17 protein-coding genes and 4 pseudogenes are annotated in these 23,811 nt (G+C 72.9%); 6 read left to right on the top strand and 15 right to left on the bottom strand.

Translation table 11 applies throughout. The annotated features are described in order from the left end of the window. Nucleotides 1–14 precede the first annotated feature (14 nt). Nucleotides 15–1,111: pseudogene (locus V8690_RS01360) on the bottom strand (ABC transporter substrate-binding protein). An 86-nt stretch (nt 1,112–1,197) separates the two neighbouring features. On the opposite strand from V8690_RS01360, the pseudogene V8690_RS01355 reads away from it, so the two are divergent. Beyond that, nucleotides 1,198–1,347: pseudogene (locus V8690_RS01355) on the top strand (cupin domain-containing protein); the annotation flags it as partial. A gap of 22 nt (nt 1,348–1,369) precedes the next feature. On the opposite strand, the gene V8690_RS01350 reads toward V8690_RS01355, so the two are convergent. Together V8690_RS01350 and V8690_RS01345 are read right to left on the bottom strand one after the other, a co-directional pair. Then, nucleotides 1,370–2,191, bottom strand: a complete 822-nt coding sequence (locus V8690_RS01350) for a tyrosinase family protein (RefSeq protein ID WP_338775461.1) — start codon at nt 2,189–2,191, stop codon at nt 1,370–1,372. A gap of 32 nt (nt 2,192–2,223) precedes the next feature. Then, nucleotides 2,224–2,586 (bottom strand): tyrosinase cofactor, encoded by a 363-nt coding sequence (locus V8690_RS01345; RefSeq protein WP_338775460.1) that lies wholly within the window; start codon nt 2,584–2,586, stop codon nt 2,224–2,226. A 340-nt stretch (nt 2,587–2,926) separates the two neighbouring features. Between V8690_RS01345 and V8690_RS01340 the strand changes: the two genes are divergently transcribed. Beyond that, complete coding sequence (locus V8690_RS01340) at nt 2,927–4,135, top strand: FAD-dependent monooxygenase (RefSeq protein ID WP_338775459.1); 1,209 nt, start codon at nt 2,927–2,929, stop codon at nt 4,133–4,135. A gap of 56 nt (nt 4,136–4,191) precedes the next feature. Here V8690_RS01340 and V8690_RS01335 read toward each other — a convergent pair whose 3' ends face one another. Continuing rightward, nucleotides 4,192–5,934 (bottom strand): cholesterol oxidase substrate-binding domain-containing protein, encoded by a 1,743-nt coding sequence (locus V8690_RS01335; protein ID WP_338775458.1) that lies wholly within the window; start codon nt 5,932–5,934, stop codon nt 4,192–4,194. Between the two features lie 149 nt (nt 5,935–6,083). On the opposite strand from V8690_RS01335, the gene V8690_RS01330 reads away from it, so the two are divergent. After that, complete coding sequence (locus V8690_RS01330) at nt 6,084–7,067, top strand: aldo/keto reductase (protein ID WP_338775457.1); 984 nt, start codon at nt 6,084–6,086, stop codon at nt 7,065–7,067. 18 nt (nt 7,068–7,085) lie between these two features. Here the strand turns inward: V8690_RS01330 and V8690_RS01325 are convergent, their stop codons facing one another. Next, nucleotides 7,086–7,433 (bottom strand): hypothetical protein, encoded by a 348-nt coding sequence (locus V8690_RS01325; protein ID WP_338775456.1) that lies wholly within the window; start codon nt 7,431–7,433, stop codon nt 7,086–7,088. Nucleotides 7,434–7,651: 218 nt separating this feature from the next. Here V8690_RS01325 and V8690_RS01320 point away from each other — a divergent pair, with 218 nt between their 5' ends. Then, complete coding sequence (locus V8690_RS01320; RefSeq protein WP_338785201.1) at nt 7,652–8,077, top strand: DUF6328 family protein; 426 nt, start codon at nt 7,652–7,654, stop codon at nt 8,075–8,077. Nucleotides 8,078–8,165: 88 nt separating this feature from the next. On the opposite strand, the gene V8690_RS01315 is transcribed toward V8690_RS01320, so the two are convergent. From V8690_RS01315 to V8690_RS01305, 3 genes and pseudogenes are all read right to left on the bottom strand, one after another. Further along, entirely contained in the window at nt 8,166–8,591 is a 426-nt protein-coding gene (locus tag V8690_RS01315) for an SsgA family sporulation/cell division regulator (protein ID WP_338775455.1), read from the bottom strand. Nucleotides 8,592–8,657: 66 nt separating this feature from the next. Further along, a complete protein-coding gene (locus V8690_RS01310) occupies nt 8,658–9,698 on the bottom strand; it encodes a hypothetical protein (RefSeq protein ID WP_338775454.1) in 1,041 nt (346 codons plus the stop codon). A 524-nt stretch (nt 9,699–10,222) separates the two neighbouring features. Further along, nucleotides 10,223–11,193 (bottom strand): annotated as a pseudogene (locus V8690_RS01305) (LLM class F420-dependent oxidoreductase). Between the two features lie 72 nt (nt 11,194–11,265). Between V8690_RS01305 and V8690_RS01300 the strand changes: the two are divergent. Further along, nucleotides 11,266–12,699 (top strand): serine hydrolase domain-containing protein, encoded by a 1,434-nt coding sequence (locus V8690_RS01300; RefSeq protein ID WP_338775453.1) that lies wholly within the window; start codon nt 11,266–11,268, stop codon nt 12,697–12,699. On the opposite strand, the gene V8690_RS01295 is transcribed toward V8690_RS01300, so the two are convergent. From V8690_RS01295 to V8690_RS01280, 4 genes are all read right to left on the bottom strand, one after another. Continuing rightward, nucleotides 12,691–14,358 carry a serine/threonine-protein kinase gene (locus V8690_RS01295; protein ID WP_338775452.1) on the bottom strand — a complete coding sequence of 556 codons (1,668 nt, stop codon included), beginning with the start codon at nt 14,356–14,358 and terminating at the stop codon, nt 12,691–12,693. The genes V8690_RS01300 and V8690_RS01295 overlap by 9 nt on opposite strands. A 375-nt stretch (nt 14,359–14,733) precedes the next feature. Then, nucleotides 14,734–14,856, bottom strand: a complete 123-nt coding sequence (locus V8690_RS01290; protein WP_338775451.1) for a hypothetical protein — start codon at nt 14,854–14,856, stop codon at nt 14,734–14,736. Between the two features lie 305 nt (nt 14,857–15,161). Then, a complete protein-coding gene (locus tag V8690_RS01285) occupies nt 15,162–15,839 on the bottom strand; it encodes an AIM24 family protein (protein ID WP_338775450.1) in 678 nt (225 codons plus the stop codon). Between the two features lie 77 nt (nt 15,840–15,916). Then, nucleotides 15,917–17,245 (bottom strand): CAP domain-containing protein, encoded by a 1,329-nt coding sequence (locus tag V8690_RS01280; protein ID WP_338775449.1) that lies wholly within the window; start codon nt 17,243–17,245, stop codon nt 15,917–15,919. A gap of 378 nt (nt 17,246–17,623) precedes the next feature. Here V8690_RS01280 and V8690_RS01275 point away from each other — a divergent pair, with 378 nt between their 5' ends. Beyond that, nucleotides 17,624–18,868, top strand: coding sequence for an SGNH/GDSL hydrolase family protein (locus V8690_RS01275; RefSeq protein ID WP_338775448.1), 1,245 nt, complete (start codon nt 17,624–17,626; stop codon nt 18,866–18,868). Nucleotides 18,869–18,912: 44 nt separating this feature from the next. Here V8690_RS01275 and V8690_RS01270 read toward each other — a convergent pair whose 3' ends face one another. The 3 genes and pseudogenes from V8690_RS01270 to V8690_RS01260 form a co-directional block, all read right to left on the bottom strand. Continuing rightward, on the bottom strand, nt 18,913–21,849 hold the full coding sequence (locus V8690_RS01270; RefSeq protein WP_338775447.1) for an AAA family ATPase: 2,937 nt from the start codon (nt 21,847–21,849) through the stop codon (nt 18,913–18,915). Nucleotides 21,850–21,924: 75 nt separating this feature from the next. Further along, nucleotides 21,925–22,320 (bottom strand): ATP-binding protein, encoded by a 396-nt coding sequence (locus V8690_RS01265; RefSeq protein WP_338785200.1) that lies wholly within the window; start codon nt 22,318–22,320, stop codon nt 21,925–21,927. Further along, nucleotides 22,315–23,675 (bottom strand): annotated as a pseudogene (locus V8690_RS01260) (FAD-dependent oxidoreductase); the annotation flags it as partial. The pseudogene V8690_RS01260 and the gene V8690_RS01265, both read right to left, overlap by 6 nt. Between the last annotated feature and the right edge of the window lie 136 nt (nt 23,676–23,811).

Here is a 23,811-nt window from a genome sequence, read left to right as displayed (position 1 = left end):
CCTCCCTGCTCTCTTCAACCGGCGTGGAGGAGCCGGAAGCGATCGGGGTCCGCCGGATCTCGATCGACGACCTGGACCGGCGCCGAGGCCCACTGCCACACGCTGATGCCGGGCGTGCGGGAGAACCGGATCCGCCCGCGAGTGCCCTCGACCGCGACGCGGGGCCAGGATCCGGCCGTGCGCGCCCGGTCCACGCCGTGAGCACGCAGCACATCGGCGAGGACGGCGACCGTGTCGTAGCCCTCGAAGGCGACGAAGGAGGGCGCTTCGCCCAGCCACTCGCGCAGGACCTTCTCGACGCGTGCGCCGAGTGGGCTGAGGCGTTCGGGCAGATAGCGCAAGAACGGCATCGCGGCACCGTCGTCGCCCGGCGACGTCGCCCACTCGGAGAACTCGGGTTGCCCGGCCGGTGCACCGATCATGACCTCGGCGAGGCGCTGGTCACGGCGGACGGACTGGACGATCGGCACGGCCGGCTCAGGGTGGCCGACCAGGAGAAGGAGGGCCGTCGCGCGGTGATCGACGAGTTCGTCGCACACAGCCGTGGCGGTGAGCGCGCTCATGTCGGGTTCGACGACGGTGCCGCCGCGTGGAGCGAGGTACTCCCGCAGAATGCGGGTCCCCGCTGCCCAGTAGACACTCGGCTGGACTGCCACGGCGATTCGGGTGTGGCCCGCGCCGAGGAGGAAGTCCGCGTAGACCTGCCAGCCGCGGGACTGCGGCGCGGGGAGAGGCGCGCGACCCATTCCGTCGGCTGGTCGGTGAGCGCGTCGAGAACCGCTGACGAGCAGAGGAACGGCAGGCCGAGGGCGTCGGCCCTGCCGGCAGCGGCGCGAGCGACGACGCTGTGATACTCCCCCGCCAGGGCAGCCACGCCCAGATGAGCCAGTTCGTCCACGGCCGCCACGGCCCTCCGCGGATCAGCCGCGGTGTCTGTGACCACCAGCTCGAGCGGCCTTGCGACGATCCCGCCGGCGTCATTGACGTCGCGAACGGCCAGCTCGAGTCCGGCGAGCGGGTGCCGGCCCGCCTCGACCCAGCCAGGCCGGGTCAGCGGAACGAGAGCGCCGATCCGGACGGCTGATCCGTCAGTCCGCACCTGGGTGATCATGCCGGACGTTCACCCACCGCCATCACCGACAGGCAACCGGTTATGTGTTCGCCGAGCTGTCACAGGAAGCACACTGGCCGGCAGCGGGTGAAGAGTACTGGCACGGCGCCACCGACAGCACCCGCGTGGCCCACATCGCCATGGTCGTCGGCGACGAGAGCGGGGACGGCACCACCTGGCCGGAGCCCGTCACCGACGACCAGTACACCGCCGCCCTGGCCGCGATCGGCCACTGACGGGCCACAACGCCCCTGGGCGTCAGGCGTCGAACGTGTAGTGCGCCGTGTGGTCCAGCAGGTCCGCCGGGCTCGTGTCGTGCCAGGGCCTCATCGTCTCGCGCAGGTCGATCACGTTCGGCGTGCCCGCGGCCGGCAGATACCCCGAGCCGGGGTGCCGGCGCTGCCACTCGGCCCACAGCTTGTCGATGAACGCGTGGTGCAGCCAGAACACCGGGTCGTTGGGGGACACCCCGGTGGCCATCTGCCCGCCGACCCAGACGTGGACGCGGTTGTGCAGATTGACGCCCCGCCACCCTTCGAGGTGATTGCGGAAACCGTCCGAGGCGCTGTTCCAGGGCGCCATGTCGTACGTGGTTATCGACAGCACCGACTCGACCTCGGCCGGCGTCGGCAGCTGACGCCGCCCGGCACCGAGGGACCGGCGCAGGAACGTACGGCCGTCGACCCGCACGTTGATCGGCCAGTTCCCCGAGGACGCGGAGAACGGCCCGTCCGTCACCCGGCCGTCCCGCTCGCGCCCGGTGCCCCCGAGGAAGTCGGGCGCCCACAGCGAGGCGCGCGGCGAACGGTCGACGCTCCAGTCCCAGTACGGCAGGGCCACCGACGCGTCCACCGACTGCAACGCGCGCTCGAACTCCAGGAGGAATCTTCGGTGCCAGGGCAGGAAGGACGGTGAGCGGTGGCCCGTCCGCTCGCCGTCGTCGGTGTCGGAGACGATGAACGCGTTGTGCGTCGTGACGAAGTCGTCGTAGCGGCCGCTGCGCTTCAACTCCAGGAGCGCGGCGACGAAGCGCCGCTTCTCGTCGGCGGTCAGGGCGGACTGGTTCTTGCGGACGGTCATGTGCGGGTGCTCCAGATGCGCTTCGGTACCGGTCAGTTGGCGGGGAAGGGCAGCAGTGGCGCGCCCTGGAGCTCGTCCACGGCGGCCCGGGCGGCGGCGCGCGGCGTGGGCACGGGGTCGTAGTGGCTGACGACGCTGATCCAGGTGCCGTCGGCGTTGCGCAGCACGTGCAGTTCCACACCGTCGACGAACACCGCGTATCCCGTGCCGTGGTGGTGACCGGTTCCGGCGGCCGGGCGGCCCTGTATCCGGCGGCCCTTGTAGACCTCGTCGAAGGTCCCGTGGGAGTCGTGGTGCCCGGCGGCCATCGCGGGGCTGCCTGCCGACCATGTCCCCGCGGTCGTGGCGGCGACGGCCGCGGCGGTGAGCGCACGGCGACGGCTGAGTTCCGGCATGCGGACCTCCTGAGTTCGTTCGGCTGATGACTCCGCATGCTTATCGGCCCGTCCGGTACCGGGAGAAATCCAAGCGAGCCGGTTGGCCGTGATCCGGGCAAGTCCCCTTATGTCGTGCAAGATTGAACGAAGATGATCTTGCTGCGAGGGGCGTTCGGGCGGACGCGGAGAGGGAAGTTCCGCCCGTGAGGGGTGTCGCGGCGAATGTTTCTCCCCTTGTGGTCCGCCACCCGTGGTGCGCGTCACGTGGTGAAACTGGCGTGATTCTGCGGTCCGGCCGATGATGCTTTTGTCCTGCTACTCTGCGTCCACAATCGAAAGCTCTCGGTAATTCTCAGGGGTGTGCGTGAAGGTCGCCTGTGTCGGCGGCGGGCCCGCCGGTCTGTATCTATCGATCCTGCTGAAGCGGCAGGACCCGTCCCACGACGTCACCGTCCACGAACGCGACCCGGAGGGCTCGACCTACGGCTGGGGCGTGACGTACTGGCGCGGACTGTACGACCGGCTCCACGCGCAGGACCCCGAGTCGGCGCGTGCCCTCGACCGCGACTCCGTCCGCTGGCGTGACGGCGTCGCCCACGTCCGGGACCTGACGGCCAGACACAGCGGCGACCAGGGGCACGGCATCGGCCGCCACCGGCTGCTGGAGATCCTCTCCGCCCGGGCCCGCGAGCTCGGCGTACGCCTGGAGTACGAGCGCGAGATCACCGCCGGCGACCTGCCCGACGCCGACCTGGTCGTGGCGGCCGACGGTGTCCGCAGCGCGCTGCGCACCCGCCACGCCGCACACTTCGGCACGGAGGTCACGGCCGGTCGCAACCCGTACGTCTGGCTCGGCACCACGAAGCTCTTCGACGCCTTCACCTTCGCCTTCGTCGAGACCGGTCACGGCTGGATCTGGTGCTACGGCTACGGATACGGCCCCGACCGCAGCACCTGCGTCATCGAGTGCGCACCCGAGACCTGGACCGGACTCGGACTGGACCGGGCGAGCGAGGGCGACGGGCGGGCGCTCCTGGAGGAGCTCTTCGCCGACGTCCTGGACGGCCACCCTCTGCTCGGCCGCTCCGCCGGCACGCCCTGGCAGACCTTCCGCACCCTTACGAACCGCACCTGGTACCGAGACAATCTCGTCCTGCTCGGCGACGCCGCCCACACCACCCACTACTCCATCGGCGCCGGCACCACCCTCGCCCTGGAGGACGCGATCGCCCTGGCCGCCGCGCTGCGCGAGCACTCCGCACTCCCACAGGCCCTCGCCCGCTACGAACGGCAACGCAAGGCGGCCCTCCTGCCCGTGCAGAGCGCCGCCCGCTACAGCGCCCAGTGGTACGAGAACCTGCCGCGCTACATGCACCTGCCGCCGGAGCGGATGTTCGCCCTGCTCGGCCAGCGTCACTCACCGCTGCTGCCCCACGTCCCGCCGCAGCTGTACTACCGGCTCGACCGGGCGGCCGGGCAGCTGGAACCACTGCGCCGGTTCAAGCGCTGGCTGGGTCCGAAGGTCGCGCGGACCGTGCACGCGCGGGCGCTGGCCGCCCGCGAATGAGCGCCCGCAGAGGCATCCAGCTCGTGGAGCGTCACGCGCCCGCCGAGCAGGCGCCCTCACCCCTTGGCGCCCTGCCCGAACAGCCGGTCCAGGAAGGCGTTGCCGTGGACGCGGTGCGGGTCCAGCCGGTCCAGTACCGCGTCCGCCTCGGCCCACTCCCGCGGACCGACCGCGGCCGGCACGACCGAGCCCAGCAGTTCCTCGTCGCTCCACACCCCGTCGTCCGTGTACGCCCATCCCTTGGACCACTCCACTCGGGTCAGGGCGGACCCGCCGTCGTACGCGCGCAGCAGGAACCGCTCGACCTCGCGCAGGAACGCCTCCGCGTCCGGCGTGCCCGGCAGTGTCAGGACGTCCAGCCACACGGCCGTGTCCCACTCGGGGTGGTCCGCGCGCGGCCGGAGCGCGGACAGCAGCGGCGGACGGGCCCCGGGCACCCCGGAGTCGCCCGGTTCGTCCAGTCCGGTCACCCGGATCTCCACCGACCCGTTGACCGGGAAGCTGCCCCGGGCCGCGTACGCCGTCAGCCGCTCCCGGTAGAACGCGGCGAACTCGGAGACGACCTTCTGCACCTGGTCCCGGGAGGTGAGCACGGCATAGCCGTTCGCGTGGACCCGCAGGGTGGTCGGCTTCAGGTACAGCAGTGTGTTCTTGGAGGGTCCCCAGATGTCACCGGACAGGGTCGCCACCAGCCCGAGCGCGGCGGCGTCGTACTGCGCGGTGCCGAGCACCGGCGCCAGATACCAGGCCGCCTCCGACGTCATACGGCCCGCCAGCTTTGCCACCGGGGGCGGGACGTTGTCGGAGAACGGGTAGTTGTACGGGCGTGTCACATGCCGTGAGGTCAGCGGCCGGGTGGGGGAGACGCTCCACACCTTCAGCCAGGGGTGTTCGGTGAAGGCGAACCAGATCGCCTCGACCCGCCCGGCCTCGTCCAGGAAGCTCGCGAGCGTGCGGCGCCCCTTCCCGGAGCCGGGCGCGGCGAACAGTTCGCCGGCCGGGATGTCCGTACGGCTCACGCACCGCAGGTTGGTGTTCGCGCCCACCCGCAGCACCACCTCGGTCACCAGGGACCGCCCGAGATGGGTCAGCAGTGCGGCGCAGTCCGCCTCGTCACGGTGGAACGTGCGCAGCGCGTAGGCGCCGGCCCGGGAGTCCCACACCACGGCCGTCAGGGACAGGATCAGGTTGCTCAGCGAGCCGTACGTGTGCCCCGGCAGGCGTCGCTCGTTCCGTGCGGGAACGGCGGTGCCGTGCGCGTCGATCGCCAGGGCGCCGCCCAGGGTGAGGACACCGGGGGCGGGAGTCGCCGTGACGCCGAGGCCGTGCTCCTCCAGGAAGGTGAGCATGGCCTCCATGGTCACGCCGGTGCCGGCGCGCACGGCGGCCGGCGAGTCCAGCGCCAGGCCGGTGAGGTGGGGAGTCGTGTCGACGAGGAGGACGGGTGCGCCGGACGGCGTCCCCTCCGTCACCGTCAGGGGCGACCAGCCGTGCGAGGCGCCCCGGGCGCGCACCCGCCATCCGTGCCGCCAGGCCCAGTTCACGACGTCGACGACCTGGTCGGGGCTTCCCGGCGCACAGGCCCACAGGCCGTCGGCGGTGATCTCGCCGACCCAGTTCCGGTACGCCGAGCGGTACAGCGCGACGTCCGCCGGGAAGTCCGGCAGCTCCGCCGCGGCGGCGGCCGGATCCGCCGGCAGCCCCGGCACTGCGGCCAGCGCGGCCGCGGTGAGGAGGAAACCCCGGCGCGACCAACGCGCCTCGTCCGACGGGAAGTTGCTCACCGAACCAGTTGTCACGTCAGCCACGCTAGGGGCCCGTTGACACGTGACATATCCCTGTCGACTGTATTCACTCGTGATTCACTCGTGTGAGTGAATCGGGCAGGGTCGGCGGCCCGGAGCCGGATCTTCCACGCGCGGCCGTGACGGATGACAGACTGACGCCCATGGACGAGCGCACATTCGACAGGTCGGGTCAGCACGCTTCCGTCGTCGGTCTCGGTACGTGGCAGCTGGGTGCCGACTGGGGCGACGTCGACGACAAGGAGGCCCTTGCGGTCCTGGAGGCGGCGGCCGAGGCCGGGGTGACCTTCTTCGACACCGCCGACGTGTACGGCGACGGCCGCAGCGAGCAGACCATAGCCGCGTTCCTCGGCGGCCGGCCGGACCTGCACGTCCTGGTCGCCACCAAGATGGGCCGCCGGGTCGACCAGATCCCCGAGAACTACGTGCTCGACAACTTCCGCGCCTGGAACGACCGCTCCCGGCGCAACCTCGGCGTCGACCGTATCGACCTGGTGCAGCTGCACTGCCCGCCGACGCCCGTCTACTCGTCGGACGAGGTGTTCGACGCCCTGGACACGCTGGTCGAGGAGGAGCGGATCGCCGCGTACGGCGTCAGCGTCGAGACCTGTGAGGAGGCGCTGACCGCGATCGCCCGGCCGAACGTGGCGAGCGTGCAGATCATCCTCAACCCGTTCCGCATGAAGCCGCTGCGCGAGGTGCTCCCGGCCGCCCGCGAGGCGGGCGTCGGCATCATCGCCCGCGTCCCGCTCGCCTCCGGCCTGCTGTCGGGCAAGTACACGCGGGACACCGTCTTCCCCGGGAACGACCACCGCACCTACAACCGGCACGGCGAGTCCTTCGACGTGGGAGAGACCTTTTCCGGCGTCGACTACGTCACCGGTGTCGAGGCGGCCGCCGAGTTCGCGGCGCTCGCCCCCGAGGGCTGCACCCCGGCCCAGCTGGCCCTGCGGTGGATCATCGACCAGCCCGGGGTGACCACCGTGATCCCCGGCGCCCGCTCGCCAGAGCAGGCCCGCGCCAACGCGGCCGCCGCCCGTCTGCCGGAGCTGCCCGGCGAGACGCTGACGGCGATCCGCGACCTCTACGACCGGCGGATCAAGGACCAGGTGGAATCCCGCTGGTAGGCAGGGAGCCCCGCCCCGTCACGGCACCAGGAGCAGCTGCCTCTCCTGCTCCTGGTCGCCGGAGACGATCCCGTCGTCGCGGGCCGTGAAGGCGCGGGTGAGCGTGTCGCTCGCCCGCCGCACCGCCTCCGGGGCGCCCTGCACCGTGACGGTCACCGGGGCGGACAGGCGCTCGGCGCCCGCCCCGGCGCTCCCGGCGGGACTCGCGTCCGTGCCGCCGTCGAAGGTCGCCGTGTGCACCGTCGCGTTCTCGTCGGCGGGCAGCTCGTCCGGCGCCCCGAACGTGCCTTCCAGGGCCCGGACGACCGCTCGTGCGTCGTCGGTGCCCCCGCCGCTGAGCGTGACGGTGAGCTGCGTACCGGACATGCGTCCACGACCTCCTCGGGCTGTGCGTCAGTCGCCGTCCGTGTAACCGTCCGCTGACCGCTCAAACCGCCACGAGGCCGGGACGACGGCCGCTTACGGGGAACCCGCGTGAGAGAAGCACTCACGTCTCACACCGGGGAGGAACAGTGGCGGACACGGCAGAGGGCGCGCCGAGGCGCCGGGGGCGCAACGAGACGGAGGAGGAGAGAGCGGACCGGATGTGGCAGGAGCTCATCCAGGAAGTCCGCGTGGCCCAGATGGGCGTGCAGATCCTGTTCGGTTTTCTGCTCACAGTGGTGTTCACCGAGAAATACGACGACCTGACCGACACGGACCAGGCGATCTACCTCCTGACGGTCGTCCTCGGCGCCTGCGCGACCGGGGCGCTCATCGGGCCGGTGTCCCTGCACCGCCTCGTCTCCGGCCGGCGCGTCAAACCGCAGGCGGTGCGGCTGGCCTCCCGGCTCACCCTGCTCGGGCTCGTGCTGCTGCTCGCCACGATGACCGCCTCACTGCTGCTGATCCTGCGGGTGGCGACGCACGACGGCTTCGTCCCCTACCTCGTCGCCGGCGTGGTCGCCTGGTACCTGCTGTGCTGGTTCGTCCTGCCTCTGTGGACCCGGCACCGCCACACGTCGAAGTGACGGCCTGCGGTGGTGCCCGCCCTCAGCGCCACGGCGTGAGCGGCCGGCGGACAGCACGGCAGGTTCGTCGGCGGGAAACGCCCCCGGATCAGCCCCCGGCGATGACGTCCGCCAGGAAGTCGTCGACGCGGACCTCCTCGCGGCCCGGCTGGACCACCTCGTGGGTCTCCCGCAGGAACGCCGCGAACGCCGGGGCCCACGCGAACACCACCGCGTGGTGGCGGCCGCCGTCGGGACGGGCGTCACCGAAAAACTCCATACGCAGCTCCTGCCACATGCCCCGCGACTCGGGACGCATCCGCACGTCCCCCACCCCGACCGGACGCCGCAGCGCCTCGCCGAGCATCTCGCGGTCCAGCTGCCAGCGGGCGAGGACACGGCCGTCGTGGCTGAAGACGACGGTGACGGCGAACGGGTCCGCGGCGTCGTAGCTCAGGTGGGCGAGCACGGAGAAACGGTCCGTGTCACCCGCCTGGAGCTGCACCACCAGGGTCTTGTGCACGAAGGAGTTCACGAGAGGGCCTCCGGGAAGAACCAACCGACGTAGAGCCCTCTAGTACCCCCCAGACGCACAAGATGCTCAGCCCTCCGGGTGATTCCCGCGGGCACCGCGCAGGGACTCGATGCACACGGCCACGGCCCGCTGGAGCTCCTCCAGACGCTGGACCATGTCGTCCTCGTAGAACTCCCCGGCGTCGTCGAAGGTCAGTTCCTCGAACACCTTGGTCGCCTTCTGGAGGCTGCTGTAGAACTTCGTGCGCCGCTCCCGCACCCGCAGCCCCGGGTCGGTCTCGACGGCCTCGACGACGAGGGACTTCATGGTGTCGTACGCCTCGGCGGCCCACTCGCCGGCGTCCTCGCCCTCGTCCAGCTCGTCGATGAGGGACAGGTGCCGCTCGGCCTCCTGGCGGAGGTCGGCCGGCGCGTCCACGGTCTGCCCGGCGGGCGTCTTGATCTGCCCCGACTCGGCGATCTGGCGCACGTATCCGATCCGGTCGGCCGCCCTGCTCTCACCGGCGACGGCCTTCTTCAGCTCGTCGGTACGCACGACGTCACGGGCCAGCTCGGACTGGAGCTCGGGGTCTTCCCTGACTCGGTCCAGCAGGGCCTGGCGGGCCGCGCGGGCGGTGGAGGGGTCGGCGAGGATCGCGGCGCGCAGGGCGGTGGGGTTCTCCGCGACCTCCAGCGCCTTCGTGGGCCGGATGCCCTCCGCCTCGGCGGCCTCGGCGATGGCGGTGCCGCGTTCGGAGGTGGCGCCGGAGCGGGAGACGTAGTAGCTCAGCCACACGTCGGCGTCCGGCAGTTCCATCTCCTGACCCGGTGTCAGGGCTTCGAAGTGCGGGACCAGCCCGTCGTCGGCCGCCCGGTCCCACGCCTTGTAGTAGCGCATGACCCGCTCGGCGGAGCACCCGGCGAGCTCCGCGAACTCCTTCGCCGACACCTTCGCCGTCTCGTTTGAGCCCTGCCCGCCGGGCCGCACGCTGCGCGCCACCTTCAGCCCGAAGGCCCACCCTCCGGTCCGGGCGTACGCCCCGAACTCCCGCGCGTCCCGCGCGATCAGGTCGGAGACGGGCGCCGACGGCGCGGGGGACGTCTCGGGCGGGGTGAGGGCGACGGTCACGGGCGACTCTCCTGGGGGGCGGGGCGGATCGGACTGCGCGCTGTGCGGACGGCAGCCTATCGGCACCCGCCGGCCCCGCCGTTCACCGTCTGCGCAGGCCGGGGGCCGTCAACGTGTTGGCGCGCCGGTCGCGGGTGGGTGACGTCGCGCGGATGGTGCGGCCCGAGGTGGGACGCCGAGGCGGTCAGGAGGGGAAGGCGCCGGCCGAGATGGTCGTGGCCGGACCCGACCGGCAGGGCTGGCGGGGGGTGGACGCCGCCCTCGACCGGGTGCTGTTCCCCGACTGCTGCGACCGGCTCGCGCGCGGCCCGGCCGGCTGCCCGGCCTGTGATCTGGCGCGCGGCTTCCGCTGCGCCGCGATCGAGACCGGCCGGCCGGGTGTCCCGCCGGGCGGCGAACACGCGAACCGGGGCAATGTCCCGGTGATGCGCGGGCCGCAGGTCACCTCCGCGCTCGGAGGAGGAGCCCTCCCAAGCGGAGGGCCCGGCTGGTGGAACAGGCCGACGCGGCCCTGGCGGAGGACCTCAGCCGAACGCGTCGCGCAGGGCGGGCAGAAGGGTCTTCTCCGACCAGTCGAGATACCCCGGCTGCGAATCGCCACCGATCTGGACCAGGGCGATCTCGGTGAAACCGGCCTCGGCGTACGGACGGACGGCCTCGACGAACGCGTCCGGGTCGTCGCCGCAGGGAATGGAGTCGGCGACGTCGTCGGGCGTGACGAACTGGGTCGCCGCCTCGAAGGAATCCGGGTGCGGCAGCTCGGAGTTGACCTTCCAGCCGCTGCCGAACCAGCGGAACTGGGAGTGGGCCCGCTTGATCGCCGTGTCCCGGTCGGGGTCGTAGCAGACCGGCAGCTGGCCCACGCGGGGCTTGCCCTCGCCGCCGTGCCGGTCGAACGCCTCCAGCAGGCCCGCCTTGGGCTCCGTGGCGATCACCAGATCGCCCAGCCGGCCCGCGAGCTCGCACGACCGCTCCCCGGAGACGGCGATGCCGATGGGCGGCGCCTCGTCCGGCAGGTCCCACAGCCGGGCCGACTCCACGTCGAAGTGCGTGCCGCGATGGTTGACGTGACCGCCCTTGAAGAGGGCGCGGATGATCTCCACGGCCTCCTCGAACATCTCGTGCCGTACGTCGACGGACGGCCAGCCGCCGCCCACGACGTGCTCGTTGAGGTTCTCGCCGGAGCCGAGCCCCAGCCGGAAGCGGCCCTCGGACAGCAACTGGACCGTCGCCGCCTTCTGCGCCACCACCGCGGGGTGGTAGCGGAACGTCGGGCACGTCACGTACGTCATCAGCGGGATGCGTGACGTGGCCTGGGCGGCCGCACCGAGCACCGCCCACGCGTAGGGCGAGTGACCCTGCGAGCGCAGCCACGGGAAATAGTGGTCGGAGGTCACCGAGAAGTCGAAGCCCGCCTCCTCGGCCCGCACCACATGGTCGACGAGCTCTCGGGGCCGGCCTGCTCGGTCATCATCGTGTATCCGATTTGCACCATAACCGCCGGGTCCCCTGGCAACGGGCGTGAAAACTGCTCGATCAAGGCCCCCGACGGGGGCAGGATGCCCCCATGAGTGCCTCCGCTCTGCCCACCGGCAGCCCCGCCGCCCAGGGCGTCGACGCGTCCGGCGTCCACGCCTTCCTCGACGCGCTCGAAGCGGCCCCCGAGATCGAGCCGCACAGCTTGATGATCATGCGGCACGGCCGGCTGGTCGCCTCCGGCTGGTGGGCACCGTACACCGCCGACCGCCCCCAGCTGCTGTACTCGCTCAGCAAGAGCTTCACCGGGACCGCCGCCGCCCTGGCCGAGGCCGAGGGGCTGCTCGACTTCGACGCGCCGGTGATCTCGTACTTCCCGGAGTTCGAGGCCGAGATCACCGACCCGCGCAGCCGGGCCATGCTCGTGAAGCACGTGGCGTCCATGTCGAGCGGCCACGAGCGGGAGACCATCGACGAGGTCTACGGGCTGGACAAGCAGGAGCCCGTGCGCGGGTTCCTGCTGCTGCCGCCGGACCGCGACCCCGGCACCGTCTTCGCCTACAACCAGCCCACCACCTACACCCTCGCCGCGATCGTCCAGCGGGTGACCGGGCAGCCGCTCACCGCGTATCTGCGCCCGCGGCTGCTGGATCCCCTGGGCATCGGCGAGGTGTTCTGGCAGCGGGACCGCGCCGGCCGCGAGATCGGCTACAGCGGTCTGCACGCCACCACCGACGCCGTCGCCCGGCTCGGCGAGCTGTATCTGCGCGACGGGGTCTGGGAGGGCCAGCGGCTGCTGCCCGAAGGGTGGGTGGCCCGGGCCACGCGCCCGCGCATACCGACCGGCAAAGCCATGGGAGACCTGGACCGGCAGGACTGGGACCGGGGCTACGGCTACCAGTTCTGGACCTCCCGGCACGGCTACCGGGGCGACGGGGCGTACGGCCAGTTCTGCCTGGTGCTGCCCGAGCACGACGCGGTGATCGCGGCGACCTCGGCGACCGAACGGATGCAGGACTACCTGAACCTCGTCTGGCGGCACCTGCTGCCCGCCTTCGGCCCCGAGCCGCTGCCCGGCCGGGACGCCGCCGACGAGGCCCTGCGGGAGCGCCTCGCCGGGCTCGCGCTGCCGCCCTCCCCGGGCAGGCCGGCACCGCCGGACCGGGCGGAGGAATGGCCGGCCGCCGAATTCAGGACCCCCACGGGGGGCGGTCCCGCTCTGTCGGCCGGACTCGTACCGGACGCGGGCGGCTGGACGCTCCGGCTCACCCAGGGCGAGAACCGGCTGGGCCTGCGGATCGGAGGGCAGAGCTGGACGGTGGCGGAGAAACCGCTCCCGACCGCGGTGAGCGGCGGCTGGACGGATTCCGGCACGCTGGCCGTGGAGGTGGTGTTCCTGGAGACCCCGCACCGCCTGGCGCTGACGTGCTCCCTCGCGGACCGGACGCTCACCGCGAGCTGGCGCACGCAGCCCTTCGCCCCCCGCCCGATCACCTCCCTGCGCGCCCCGCGCGGCTCAGTCTGAGTCCGGCCGGAACGTCTTCAGGAAGGTCCGCAACGCCTCCTGGTTCCCCTTGTCCGCCCAGTCGTCGTCCGGGGTCGTCCAGCGCAGCGAGAAGCTGCGGCCCCCGCCCAGCAGGAAGCCCCGGCCGAAGGTGTGCACCCGGGTGCCGTCGACGTTGGCCGTCCACTCCATGTCGGCGGCCTCGCGTCCCTGGTACGTCGTCGCGCTGATCTCTCCGATCCTCTGGTAATCGCCCGACCGCTCCAGGTGGGGCTCGACTTCGTCCCGCCACACGGCCACGGGGTCCGGGCCCACGCGCTCGCTGTAGGTGACGGCCAGCGTGCGGTCGTCGCCGTCGGCACCGAAGACCACGCGGTACCGCAGATCGCCCTGGCGATCGGTGTCCAGCCGCTCCCAGCCCTCGGGGAGCGCGACGGAGAAGCCCTCCGGCGCGTGATACGTGCGGAAACCGGGCGGCAGGGCCGTGGCCGGGGCGGACGGCGTGCGCGTAGGCGTAGGGGTCGGAGTGGGGGTGGGGTCGGGGGACGCCTGAGAGGGCGAGGGGGAGGGGGAGCCGGTCCGGCCGGGTGGCCCGGACGGCTCGGGGCTGCCGCCGCCGGTGCCCCCGCCCGGCGAGGCGGCGGAGGCCGGAGGCCGGGCCGGGGAGTCCGCCGCGTCGCTGCCCGTGTCGCTGCCGGGCAGCCCCTGGGTCGCGGCGAGCACGGCGACCGCGACCGTGACCACGGCCAGGGTGGTCCCCGCGACCATGGTGCGTCTGCTCCATGCCAAACCCCCCGGCCGCATCGCGGCATATGCGCCGCGCAGCCGCGGCACGGGCACCGCCCCCATGGCCGCTTCCGGGTCCTCGCTGAGCGCGCGGTTCAGCGCCTCCCGGACCACCGGGCGTGTCAGCCGTTCCCGCGCGTCCTTGCGGAGCAGCCCCTGCACGACCTGCGTGAGCGGACCGGCGCGCACCGGCGTGCGCAGCGGCAGCCGGTCCACGCCCTTCAGGGTGTTCTCCGGCCGGCCCCGGTCCCGGAAGGGCGGGCGGCCCTCGACCATCGTGTAGAGGACCGCGCCGAGCGCCCACAGATCGGCCGCGGGCCCGATGTGCTGGTCGCGGGCCTGTTCCGGGGAGGCGAACGCGGGTGCCGTGAGCCGGGGCGCCAGGGTCGCGCCGACCAGGCCGTAGCCGGTGACGACGACCGAATGGTCCTCGCGTACGAACACCTGGCCGGGGCTGAGCTCGCCGTGCGTGATGCCCTCGGCGTGCGCGGCGTCCAGCACGTCGAGCAGTTCCAGGCCGATACGGGCGGCCCGCACGTAGTTGAACGTGCCCTGCTCCGAGAGGAGTTCGCCGAGCGGGGTGCCGTCGATCCACTCGTTGACGGCCCACAGGGTGCCGGCCTCCTCGACGGCGTCGACGACCGTGGCGATCCGGCCGGGGCACAGCAGCGCCATGCGTTCGGACGTGCGCAGCAGGCGGCCGGCGGCCCGGCGCTCGGTCTCGTGCGCGTCGTCCGGGAGCCCGATCTGCGTGACGAGACACGGGCGGGAGACCTCGCCGGCACCGAGGTCCTCGGCGTACCAGCAGATGCGGTTGGTCTCGCGCTGGATGATCTCGAGCAGCCGGTACCGCCCGGCGACCAACTGGTGTGTGGAGACGTGCGCCCTGCCCATGGCCATCCCTCGCTGGAAACCTGGCTCTCACCTTTTCCAGAAGTACGGGGGGTGAGCCGTGCTGCGTTCAACCGGATCGCAACTCCGCGTTCATTCTTGTCTATTATTCAAGAGGTGGGAGCAAGTGTGCGAGAGGAAACGGTCTTTCGCGGGCTCAGGAGCGGCTCACCTCGGCCGCCCCGCGGCCGCCGTGGGTGTCTCCATGGATGTCTCCGCGCGTGTCTCCGCGGGTGCGGAGAATTCTCCCCACGGCCCGCCGATTCCCAAATCCCCGGCCGGCCTGCTGGTAACCGGCGGTAAATGCGAAGGTGTCCAACGACTGAACTCGGCACCCCTCCGATGAATTCGGCGGCGGATTCTCCGAGGACGGTCGGCTCAGACGTCGCGCCGCACCAGGAAGCCGAGCAGTGACCGCAGTCCGCCGAGGGTCCTCGCCTCCAGCGACACCCCGGCGAGCGCCGTCTCGACGGCGGCGAGGTGACGCCGGGCCGGCGCCATGGCTGCCGCACGCCGCCCGCCCGCTCGATCAGCTCCGCCGCCGCGCCGGGATCGTCGCCTGTCTCCCGGGTCGCGGCGAGCCGGCCGCCACTCGGGGAGCCGAGCGCGACCAGCACCGGGAACGTCTTCTTCCGCTCCCGTAGATCACTTATATGCATTATGTATACGCAGAGCGTATACATAGCGTGTGCGGTGAGGGGGAAAAGCTGCCCTGGCCACAGGGGCCAGGGCATCACCTGTTGTGGATCAAGACGTCGACCGCGCGGACGGGGTTGCCTGCGAGGCGCAGATCACCTGAGGGCGCTTCAGTGCTGACCGGCCTTCTGCGGAGTCGCCTCGCTCGGCCGCACGACGACGTGTCCCTCGCCCTGGAGCATCAGTTGCACGGCCTCGCCGGAGCCGCCGCGGAGCATCGAGCCGATGGACTGGGAGCGGTGCAGCGAGGTCTGGAGACCTGCGGTCCAACCGACGATCGCGTCGGTGTCGACGTACACCGGATACTGCGGCGAGACGGGGATGACCAGCGGATTGCCCTCGCACACCAGGCCCAGCCTGCCGTGCCCCGTGAAGACGCTGTTGAACAGGCCGCCGCCGGTGATGCCGGCGCCCTTCACGGTCGCGATGCGGTAGGACAACGTGGCGTCGAAGCACAGGACGTTGCGGCCGTTGACCGTGAACTCGTCGCCGGGCTCGACGTCGACGATGAAGCAGTTCTGCGCTTCGTGGGCGAACCAGGCCTCGCCCTGCCCGCGCACCGCCATCAGCGGAAGTCCCTCCCCGGTGACCGCGCGCTTGAGCATGCCGCCCACGCCCTGGCCCTTGCGCTCGAACTGGAGGTTGCCCCGGTAGGCGATCATCGCGCCCTGCCGGGCGAGCATCTCGCCGTTCACCGTGTAGCGGAGGCACTTGGCGTTCTCGACCGTCATGCCCGGTGCGACGGCCGGCTGTGCCATGTGCCTGCTGGAAAAGAGGTCACCCTTCATACGCGCATCCTCACCCGGAGCGTCCCCCTCCGCCAAGATCGGGGCGAGCGACGGGCAGGGCGCGCGGTGGCGCGGTGTCAGCCGCCGAAGAGCTGCGTCCAGTACGTGCCCGCCCGGCCGCCGCCCGCGAAGCCGACCCCGAGGTGCGTGAAGCCGGGCTTGAGGATGTTGGCCCGGTGGCCGGGGCTGTTCATCCAGCCCTCGACCACTTCGGCGGGGGAGCGCTGGCCGCAGGCTATGTTCTCGCCGATGGAACGCCGGGTGGAGCCCGCGGCCGCGGCCCTGTCCCAGGGCTGGCTGCCGCCGGGCGCGGTGTGCGAGTAGAAGGCGCGGGCCACCATGTCCGCGCTGTGCGCCTGGGCCGCGGCGGTGAGCAGGGGGTCGGCGGCCAGGGGCGGGAGTCCGGCCCGGGCGCGCTCCCGGTTGGTGAGGTCGATGACGGCCGCCGTCGCGCCGGCCAGTCCGTCCGGCGTGAGGGACCTGGCCCAGATCGCGGTCCAGTACGTGTCGCCGGCGGGACCGTCGTGGACGTGGGCCACTCCGGCGTGGGTGAACGCCGGGTCGTGCAGGGTGCGGCGGGCCCCCTCCGTGCGCAGACAGTACGCGACGAACTCGGGGGTGGTGCGCGGGCCGGACACCAGGTGCTCGCCGACGGTGAGGTACGCGTACCCGGCGCCGACGACCCGTTGGTAGACGGAGACACCGTCCCGGCTCTCGACGCCGAGGCGTCCGGACGCTGCCATGGCGCCGGCGTGGGCCCGCGCCGCGGACACGAGCCGCGGGTCGAGCGAGACCGGCGGTGAACCGACGGCGGTGCGAGCGGAGTTGACCAGGGCGGCGAAGCCGTCCGGGTCGGAGGCGGACTGTGCGGGGGCGGGCCGGGCGCCCGGTGCACCCGCCGCCGAGTCCGGTCCGGGCGCGGGCGTGTCGTCCACGACATCGACGCCGAAGTCCCTGGCGAGTCCGGCCAGTCCGTCGGCGTACCCCTGGCCCAGGGCGCGCAGCTTCCAGTGGTCGCCGCGCCGGTAGAGCTCCGCGAGCAGCAGGACCGTCTCCTGGCGGGGGCGCGGCGGGGTGAACCGGGCGAGCGGGCGGCCTCCCGCGTCGGCGACGTGCGCCGTGGGGGAGGGCAGACGGCCGAGGGCGGTTCCTGGGTCGGCGGGGCTGACGGCGACGGTGACCCGGGTGGCGCCGGTACGCAGCCTCCCCGGGTCCACGGTGAGCGCGTCGCCCCGCAGCGTCGCTCCCGGCGCGGCCGGCTGGTTGTAGAAGACGAAGTCGCCGTCGTCCCGCACCTTTCCGCCGTCGTCCGTCACGAGCGCGGACACGTCGAACGGGCCGGGCACCCGGACGGTCACCGCCCCACCCGGGAGCGGCAGATTGCCACCGGGGACCAACTCGCTCATCACGCCGCCCTGCTGTCGTCGTACCGGCCTCCCCGTAGGGACGCGGATGCCCGGACAACGGCCGTGGCGACGCGAGGGTTCCCACGTCAGCCCCGGTCCCACGTCCCGGAAGCACCCGCTGCCGCAACTCCACCGGCAAGAACGCCGGCTGGACCGTCGCCCTCTCCACCAACCCCATGGCGGAGGCGGCCGGCATGCGCCGACGGCACGGCAGACCGACCGCGACCACCCTGCACGGCGTCGCAGGCCGCACCACTACCGTGTCGTACGCCGGGACGGCACGGAGCGTCCGACTCGCTCCCGGTGGCTCCGCGACGCTGCGGGATCTCGCCCCTCGACACCGCCCGCCCGTGCACACCGGCCGAAGGAGCGCCCACGATGCCCCGCACCGCACGCCCCCGCAGCCGCACCGCCCCGGCCGCCCTCTCCTGCTGCCTCGTGCTGGGCTGCGCTTCCGGCGGGACGCCCCAGGGGCACGAGCCGGCCCCGCCGACCAGCGCCCCGACGGGGACCGGGTACGGCGTGGTCACCTGGGCCTCCTCCGCCGACCGCATCGGCGCGGCGGCCGACGGCCGCGGCTACCGGCTGGTCGTGCGCACCAGCGTCGGCGGCACCGGCCTCAGGGTGCGGCTGTCCAACGCCTTCGGGGACCAGCCGGTGACGTTCGGCAACGTCCACGCGGGTCTCCAGCGCGACGGAGCCGCACTCGTCCCCGGCAGCAACCGGCGCCTGACCTTCGGCGGCGCCCGCTCCGTCACGGTTCCCGCCGGCGGCATCGTCTACAGCGACCCGCTGCCCGTCCGCGTCCCCGCCGCGAGCAAGCTCGTCGTCAGCCTCTACGTCCCCCGGGCAGGCGGAGTCCTCACCGGGCACTGGATGGCGATGCAGACGTCGTACACCACCGACGGCGACCACACCGCTCAGGAGAGCGGCGCCAACTGGACGCAGCGGACCGGTTCCTGGTCCTACCTCGACGCCGTCACCGTGCGGCCCCGGCCCGCGGCGGGAGCCGTGGCCGCCCTGGGCGACTCGATCACCGACGGCTGGCAGTCCACGACCGACCTCGACCGCCGCTGGCCCGACCACCTCGCCCGCCGGCTGCGCGCGTCCCCCACGACGGCCGTCAAGGGGGTGGCGAACCAAGGCATCGCCGGCAACAAGGTCCTCACCGACGGCCCAGGACAGAGCGCACTGAACCGTCTGTCGCGGGACGTCCTCTCACTGCCGGGTCTGCGCACGGTGTTCCTCTTCCAGGGCGTCAACGACATCAAAGCCGAGCCGGGCGCCACGGCCGGCTGGCTCATCGCCGGATACCGCAGGCTGGCCGACCGGGTGCACGCGGCCGGGAAATGCGTCGTCGCCGCCACGATCGCCCCCTACAAGGGCTGGCCGGAATGGGACCCCGCCGGGGAAGCCGTGCGCCGGAAGGTCAACGCCTTCATCCGCACCAGCGGCGAGTTCGACGCGGTCACCGACTTCGACCGCGTCCTGCGCAGCCCCCACGACCCCGAGCGGATCCGCCGCGCCTTCGACGGCGGAGACCATCTGCACCCCAACGACAAGGGAATGCGGGCGATGGCCGACGCCGTCGATCCAAACAGCCTCGACTGCGGGCGCCGGTAGCCCCGGGCAGGGATGCACAGCGGCCGGTGCCGAAGGCCGGCCGGTCAGCCGGACGCCGACGGCTCAGGGGTGATCAGGCCCTCCCGGTAGGCGATCGCCACCGCCTCACCACGGCTCGACGCGCCCAGCTTGGCGAGGATGTTGGAGACGTGGACGCTCGCCGTCTTGCCGGTGATGAACAGCTCCTCGCCGATCTGCCGGTTGCTGCGGCCGAGCGCGAGCAGCCGCAGCACCTCCTGCTCGCGTGCGGTGAGCACACCGGCACGCTCGTCGGCCTCCGGCGTGTCCGCCAGGCGACCGCGCCGGACCAGGGCGTCCACCTGCTCCCGCAGCGGCGTGGCACCGAGGCGCTCGGCGGTCTGCCGGGCCTCGCGGGCCTCGGCCGCCGCCTCCTCGCGACGCCCGGCCGCCACCAGGGCCTCGGCGTACCGCAGCCGGCAGCGCGCCTGCTCGTAGACGTCGCCGTAGCCGAACGCCGTCACCGCCTCCGCCCAGGCCGCGGCGTCCGGCCCCGAAACGGCCCGGATCCCCTCCGCCTCGGCACGGGCCAGCCACGCCTGCCCCTCGGGGCCCTGGGGAGCACCGTCCTCGCCGCGGGTCGCAGTGGCCCGCGCCAACTCCACCAGTTCCAACGCGGTGTCCGTCCAGCGGCGGACCCCGGCCTCGTCGCCGGCACGCCGCGGCTCGGCGGCCGCGTCGGCCACCGCGGACAACGCCAGGGCGGCGAGCCGGGCCGTGACGTCCGGGCGGGTGCCCGCCTCGTCGGTGAGGGCCGCGACCGTGGACCGTGTCCATCGCACCGCGTCCTCGGGATCACGGCGCAGCGCCGCGGCGTCGGTGAGCACGATGCCCGCGACCAGGGTGGCCATCCAGTCGAAGGGCCCCTCCAGCAGGGCACGCGCCCGGTCGGCGGCCGTCAGGTCGCCCCGTGCCAGGGCGACATACAGCGCGGGACCGATCGTGTACCCGCCGGCGGCCGGCAGCACGTCGGCATCGGCCGCAGCCGCCCGCACACACTCGTCCCAGCGGCCCAGCACATGCAGCACCACCAGCCGCAGGTACCGCATCTCCAGCGGATACGGGGACGACAGCAGCCCGGCGCGCCGGGCCCGGTCCAGGCCCTCCGTCAGCCAGGGCACGCACTCCGCCAGCGCACCGGACTCGTAGCAGCCCATGGCCAGGTTGAACAGGGCGCGCAGCTCCACGGCCGCGTTGCCCGAACTCCGGGCCAGCTCCCGGGCCCGCAGCAGCCGCTCACGGCCCGCGGGGCTGCGCCGCCCGCCCCCGTCGAAGACGGCCACGGAGATCAGCAGATCCGCCTGGGCGTCGGTCACCCGCAGCTCCTCGGCCACACTCAGGGCCCGCCGGGCGACCCGCAGCGCGGTCTCGTTCTCCCCGACGTGGCGTGCGGCCATGGCATGCGTGGCCGCCGCCCACACCCACGTGAGCGACGGAGGATCCTCGGGGATCATCGCCAGGGCCTCGCTGCTGTAGGCGAACGCGGCCGTCAGGCTGTCCACGCGCAGCAGGTTCCCGGCGAGGGTGTAGCGGACCCGGGCGGCGAGTTCGGAGTCGGCGTCCTGGCCGAGCTCCGCCAGCGCGGACCGCGTGAGCGAGACCGCCCGGTGCAGCTCCCCGGCGTGCGCGGCCGCCGCCGAGGCCCGCAACGTCAGCGTCACACGGTCGGCCCCCGCGCCCGAGCGCCGCGCCTCGGCACCCACCGCCGGCCACAGGTCCAGGGCCGCTTCCAGATGCCGGTGCTCCTCGGCCGGCGCACCGACCCGCTGGGCGTGGTCGGCGGCCTCCAGCGAGGCGGCCAGCGCTTCGGCGAGATCGTGGCTCTCCCGGTAGTGGTGGGCACGCTCGGCAGCGCTCTCCGCGGCCCGGCCCCGCCCGGCGAGCAGCCGGGCGAACGCGCCGTGCAGCCGCGCCCGCTCCCCGGGGAGGAGATCGGCGTAGACGGCCTCACGGGCGAGGGCGTGCCGGAAGGAGTACGTGTCGTCGTCCCCGGCGACGAGCAACTGCCGCCCCACCGCCTCCCGCAGCGCCGACTCCAGCACCTCCTCGGCAAGCCCGACCGCCTCCCGCAACAGCTCGTGCTCCACCCGGCGCCCGGCGACGGCGGCGGTCCGCAGCACCTGCTGCGCGGTGTCGGACAGCTGCTCGAAGCGGATCAGCAGTACATCGGCGAGCCCGCTGGGCACCCCACCGGACCGAGTGTCCGTCGCCGCGAGCAACTCCTCCGCGTAGAAGGCGTTTCCCTCGGCCCGCTCCACGATCCGCCGCACCGTGGCGTCCGCCAGCGGACGCCGTTCGAGCTGTCGCACCAGCCGGGCCACATCGGAATCGCCCAGCGGCCGCAGCTCCAGCCGCTCCACGACGGGCAGCCGTATCAGCTCAGCCAGCAGCGGCCGCAGCGGGTGGCGACGGTGCAGGTCGTCCGCCCGGTACGAGGCGAACACCGCCAGCCGGTGCCGCAAAACACCCCGGCCGAGCAGGAACCGCAGCAGATCCCGCGACGACTGGTCGGCCCAGTGCAGGTCCTCCAGCACGAGCAACAGCGGCGCGACGTCCGCCACATCGGACAGCAGCCCCGCCATCGCCTCGAAGAGCCGCAACCGCCCGTCGACGTGCCGCGCGGAATCGGTCCCGGCCCCCAGCAGCCGCTCGACCACGGGGCGAGCGGCCAGGGCGGGCGCGAACCGCTCGTCGGCGGCGAGCGCCCCCAGGGCCTCGGTGAAGGGCAGATAGGGCAGACCGACGTCCCCGAGATCCACGCAGTGCCCGGTGACCACGGTCATGCCTGAATCGGCGGCCCGTCCCCCGACCTCCTCCAGCAGCCGGGTCTTACCGACCCCGGCGTCCCCGGCGACCAGCACGGCCCGTGCCTCACCCCCGCGCGCACGCTCCAGCACCCTGGAGAGCCGCGTGAGTTCGGCATCCCTCCCGACAACCGGTGTGACAGATGAAGCCTGCGGCACAAGACCCACCTTCGTTTTCTGGGGCGCGGGGCTGTGACATTATGCGGCTCCGCCCCGTGGGCGCGATCTCACCACTCATGCCGACTCCTCCTCGACCGCTGTCAGCGGAAGCAGCACCTGGAATCGTGTGTTCCCCGGCTCCGACTCCACCTGAATGCTGCCGTGATGCTTGTTGACCACGATCCGCCAGGAGATGTCCAGCCCGAGCCCGGTCCCCTCGCCCACCGGCTGCGTCGTGAAGAAGGGGTCGAAGATCCGCCCCCGGTCCTCCGCCGGGATACCGACGCCCGTGTCCCGGAACCCCACCAGCAGCAGGTCGTGGCCCCGGGCCGTCCGCACGGACAGCGTCCCTTGCCCGCCCGCGCTGTTCATCGCCGAGACCGCGTTGTCGATCAGGTTCGTCCACACCTGGTTGAGCTCCGCCGGGTACGCCGGGATCCTCGGCAGCGTCCGGTCGTACTCCTTGTCCACGTCCCGCAGCGTCAGCTGCTCCAGGTGGCGTCGCCGTGCGCGGCCTCGACTTCCGTGCGGCACCGGACCTGGATGTTGGGGGACTCCTCGATCTGCTGGATGAGGTAGTGGGACATCGAGGCGGACAGCGAGGGGCCGCGCACCAGCAGGGTCACCGACTTGGCGCCCCGCGACAGGTACATCGCCGCCTGCCCGGCGGAGTTGGCGCCGCCGACGATGTACACGTCGTGCCCCTGCCAGGAGGGGGCCTCCGTCAGGGCCGACCCGTAGAACACCCCGCAGCCGGTCAGGTCCTCGCAGCCGGGTGCCTCCAGCTGCCGGTAGGACACACCGGTCGCCAGGATCACGCTGTGCGCGGCGACCGCCGAGCCGTCCGAGAACCGTACGATCCGGGCGGCGCCGTTGACCTCCAGCGCCGTCACCTCGCGCGCGGTGAGGATCTCGGCGCCGAACTTCGCCGCCTGCCGCCGCGCCCGGTCGGTGAGCTGGCCCCCTGACACACTGTCGGGGAAGCCCCGGTAGTTCTCGATGCGCGAGCTCTGCCCGGCCTGCCCGCCGGTCGCCGGCCGCTCCACCAGCACCGTCCGCAGCCCCTCGGAGGCGCCGTAGACCGCCGCGCCGAGCCCGGCCGGGCCGCCGCCGATCACGACCAGGTCGTAGAAGTCGGCCGTCGGGGTCGTCGCCAGCCCGACCCGGGCGGCGAGATCGACGGCCGACTTCTACGACCAGCGGCGTTCCGTCCGGCGTGATCACCACCGGCAGCCGCATCCCGTCCTCACCGGCCGCGGCCAGCAGCCGCCGCCCCTCCGGCCCGTCGGAGGAGTACCAGCGGTACGGCACCTGGTTGCGGGCCAGGAACTCCCGGACCCCGAGGAGCGCGCCGACCAGCGGTGCCCGACGACCTTCGTACTGGGCACGGGCCGGTGGTCGCCGGCCCGCCACGCCCGGAGCAGGTCGTCCAGGACCGGGTAGAGCTTGTCCTCGGGCGGGTCCCACGGCTTGAGCAGGTAGTGGTCGAGGTCGACGACGTTGATCGCGTCGATCGCCGCGTTCGTGTCCGCGTACGCCGTCAGCAGCACCCGCCGCGCGCCCGGGTGGACGTCCTGGGTTTGTTCGAGGAACTCGATGCCGTTCATCTGCGGCATCCGGTAGTCGGCCAGGATCACGGCCACGAGATCGCCGCGCAGCTTCAGCTCCCGCAGCGCGTCGAGCGCCAACTCGCCGGACTCCGCCCGCACGATCCGGTACGACGCGCCGTACCGCCGCCTCAGATCCCGGGCCACCGCCCGGGAGACCCCCGGGTCGTCGTCCACGGTCATGATGACGGACCGCGCCGCATCGGCGGCCTGTGCCATACGTCCCCCACCGGGCGGTCGGCTCACGGCGCGGCGCCCCGGGGCACCGCGCCGACCTTCGCCCATCGTATGGTCGATCGCCGCGGCGCGCTCCGATACGCAGGGCAGCTCCGGCGGGCCCCGGCACGCGGCTCCC

It is taken from the genome of Streptomyces sp. DG1A-41 (genome assembly GCF_037055355.1).
Classification (GTDB): Bacteria; Actinomycetota; Actinomycetes; order Streptomycetales; family Streptomycetaceae; genus Streptomyces.
The sequence above is the reverse complement of the archived record's forward strand: the minus strand, read 5'-3'. Positions and strand labels throughout refer to the sequence as shown.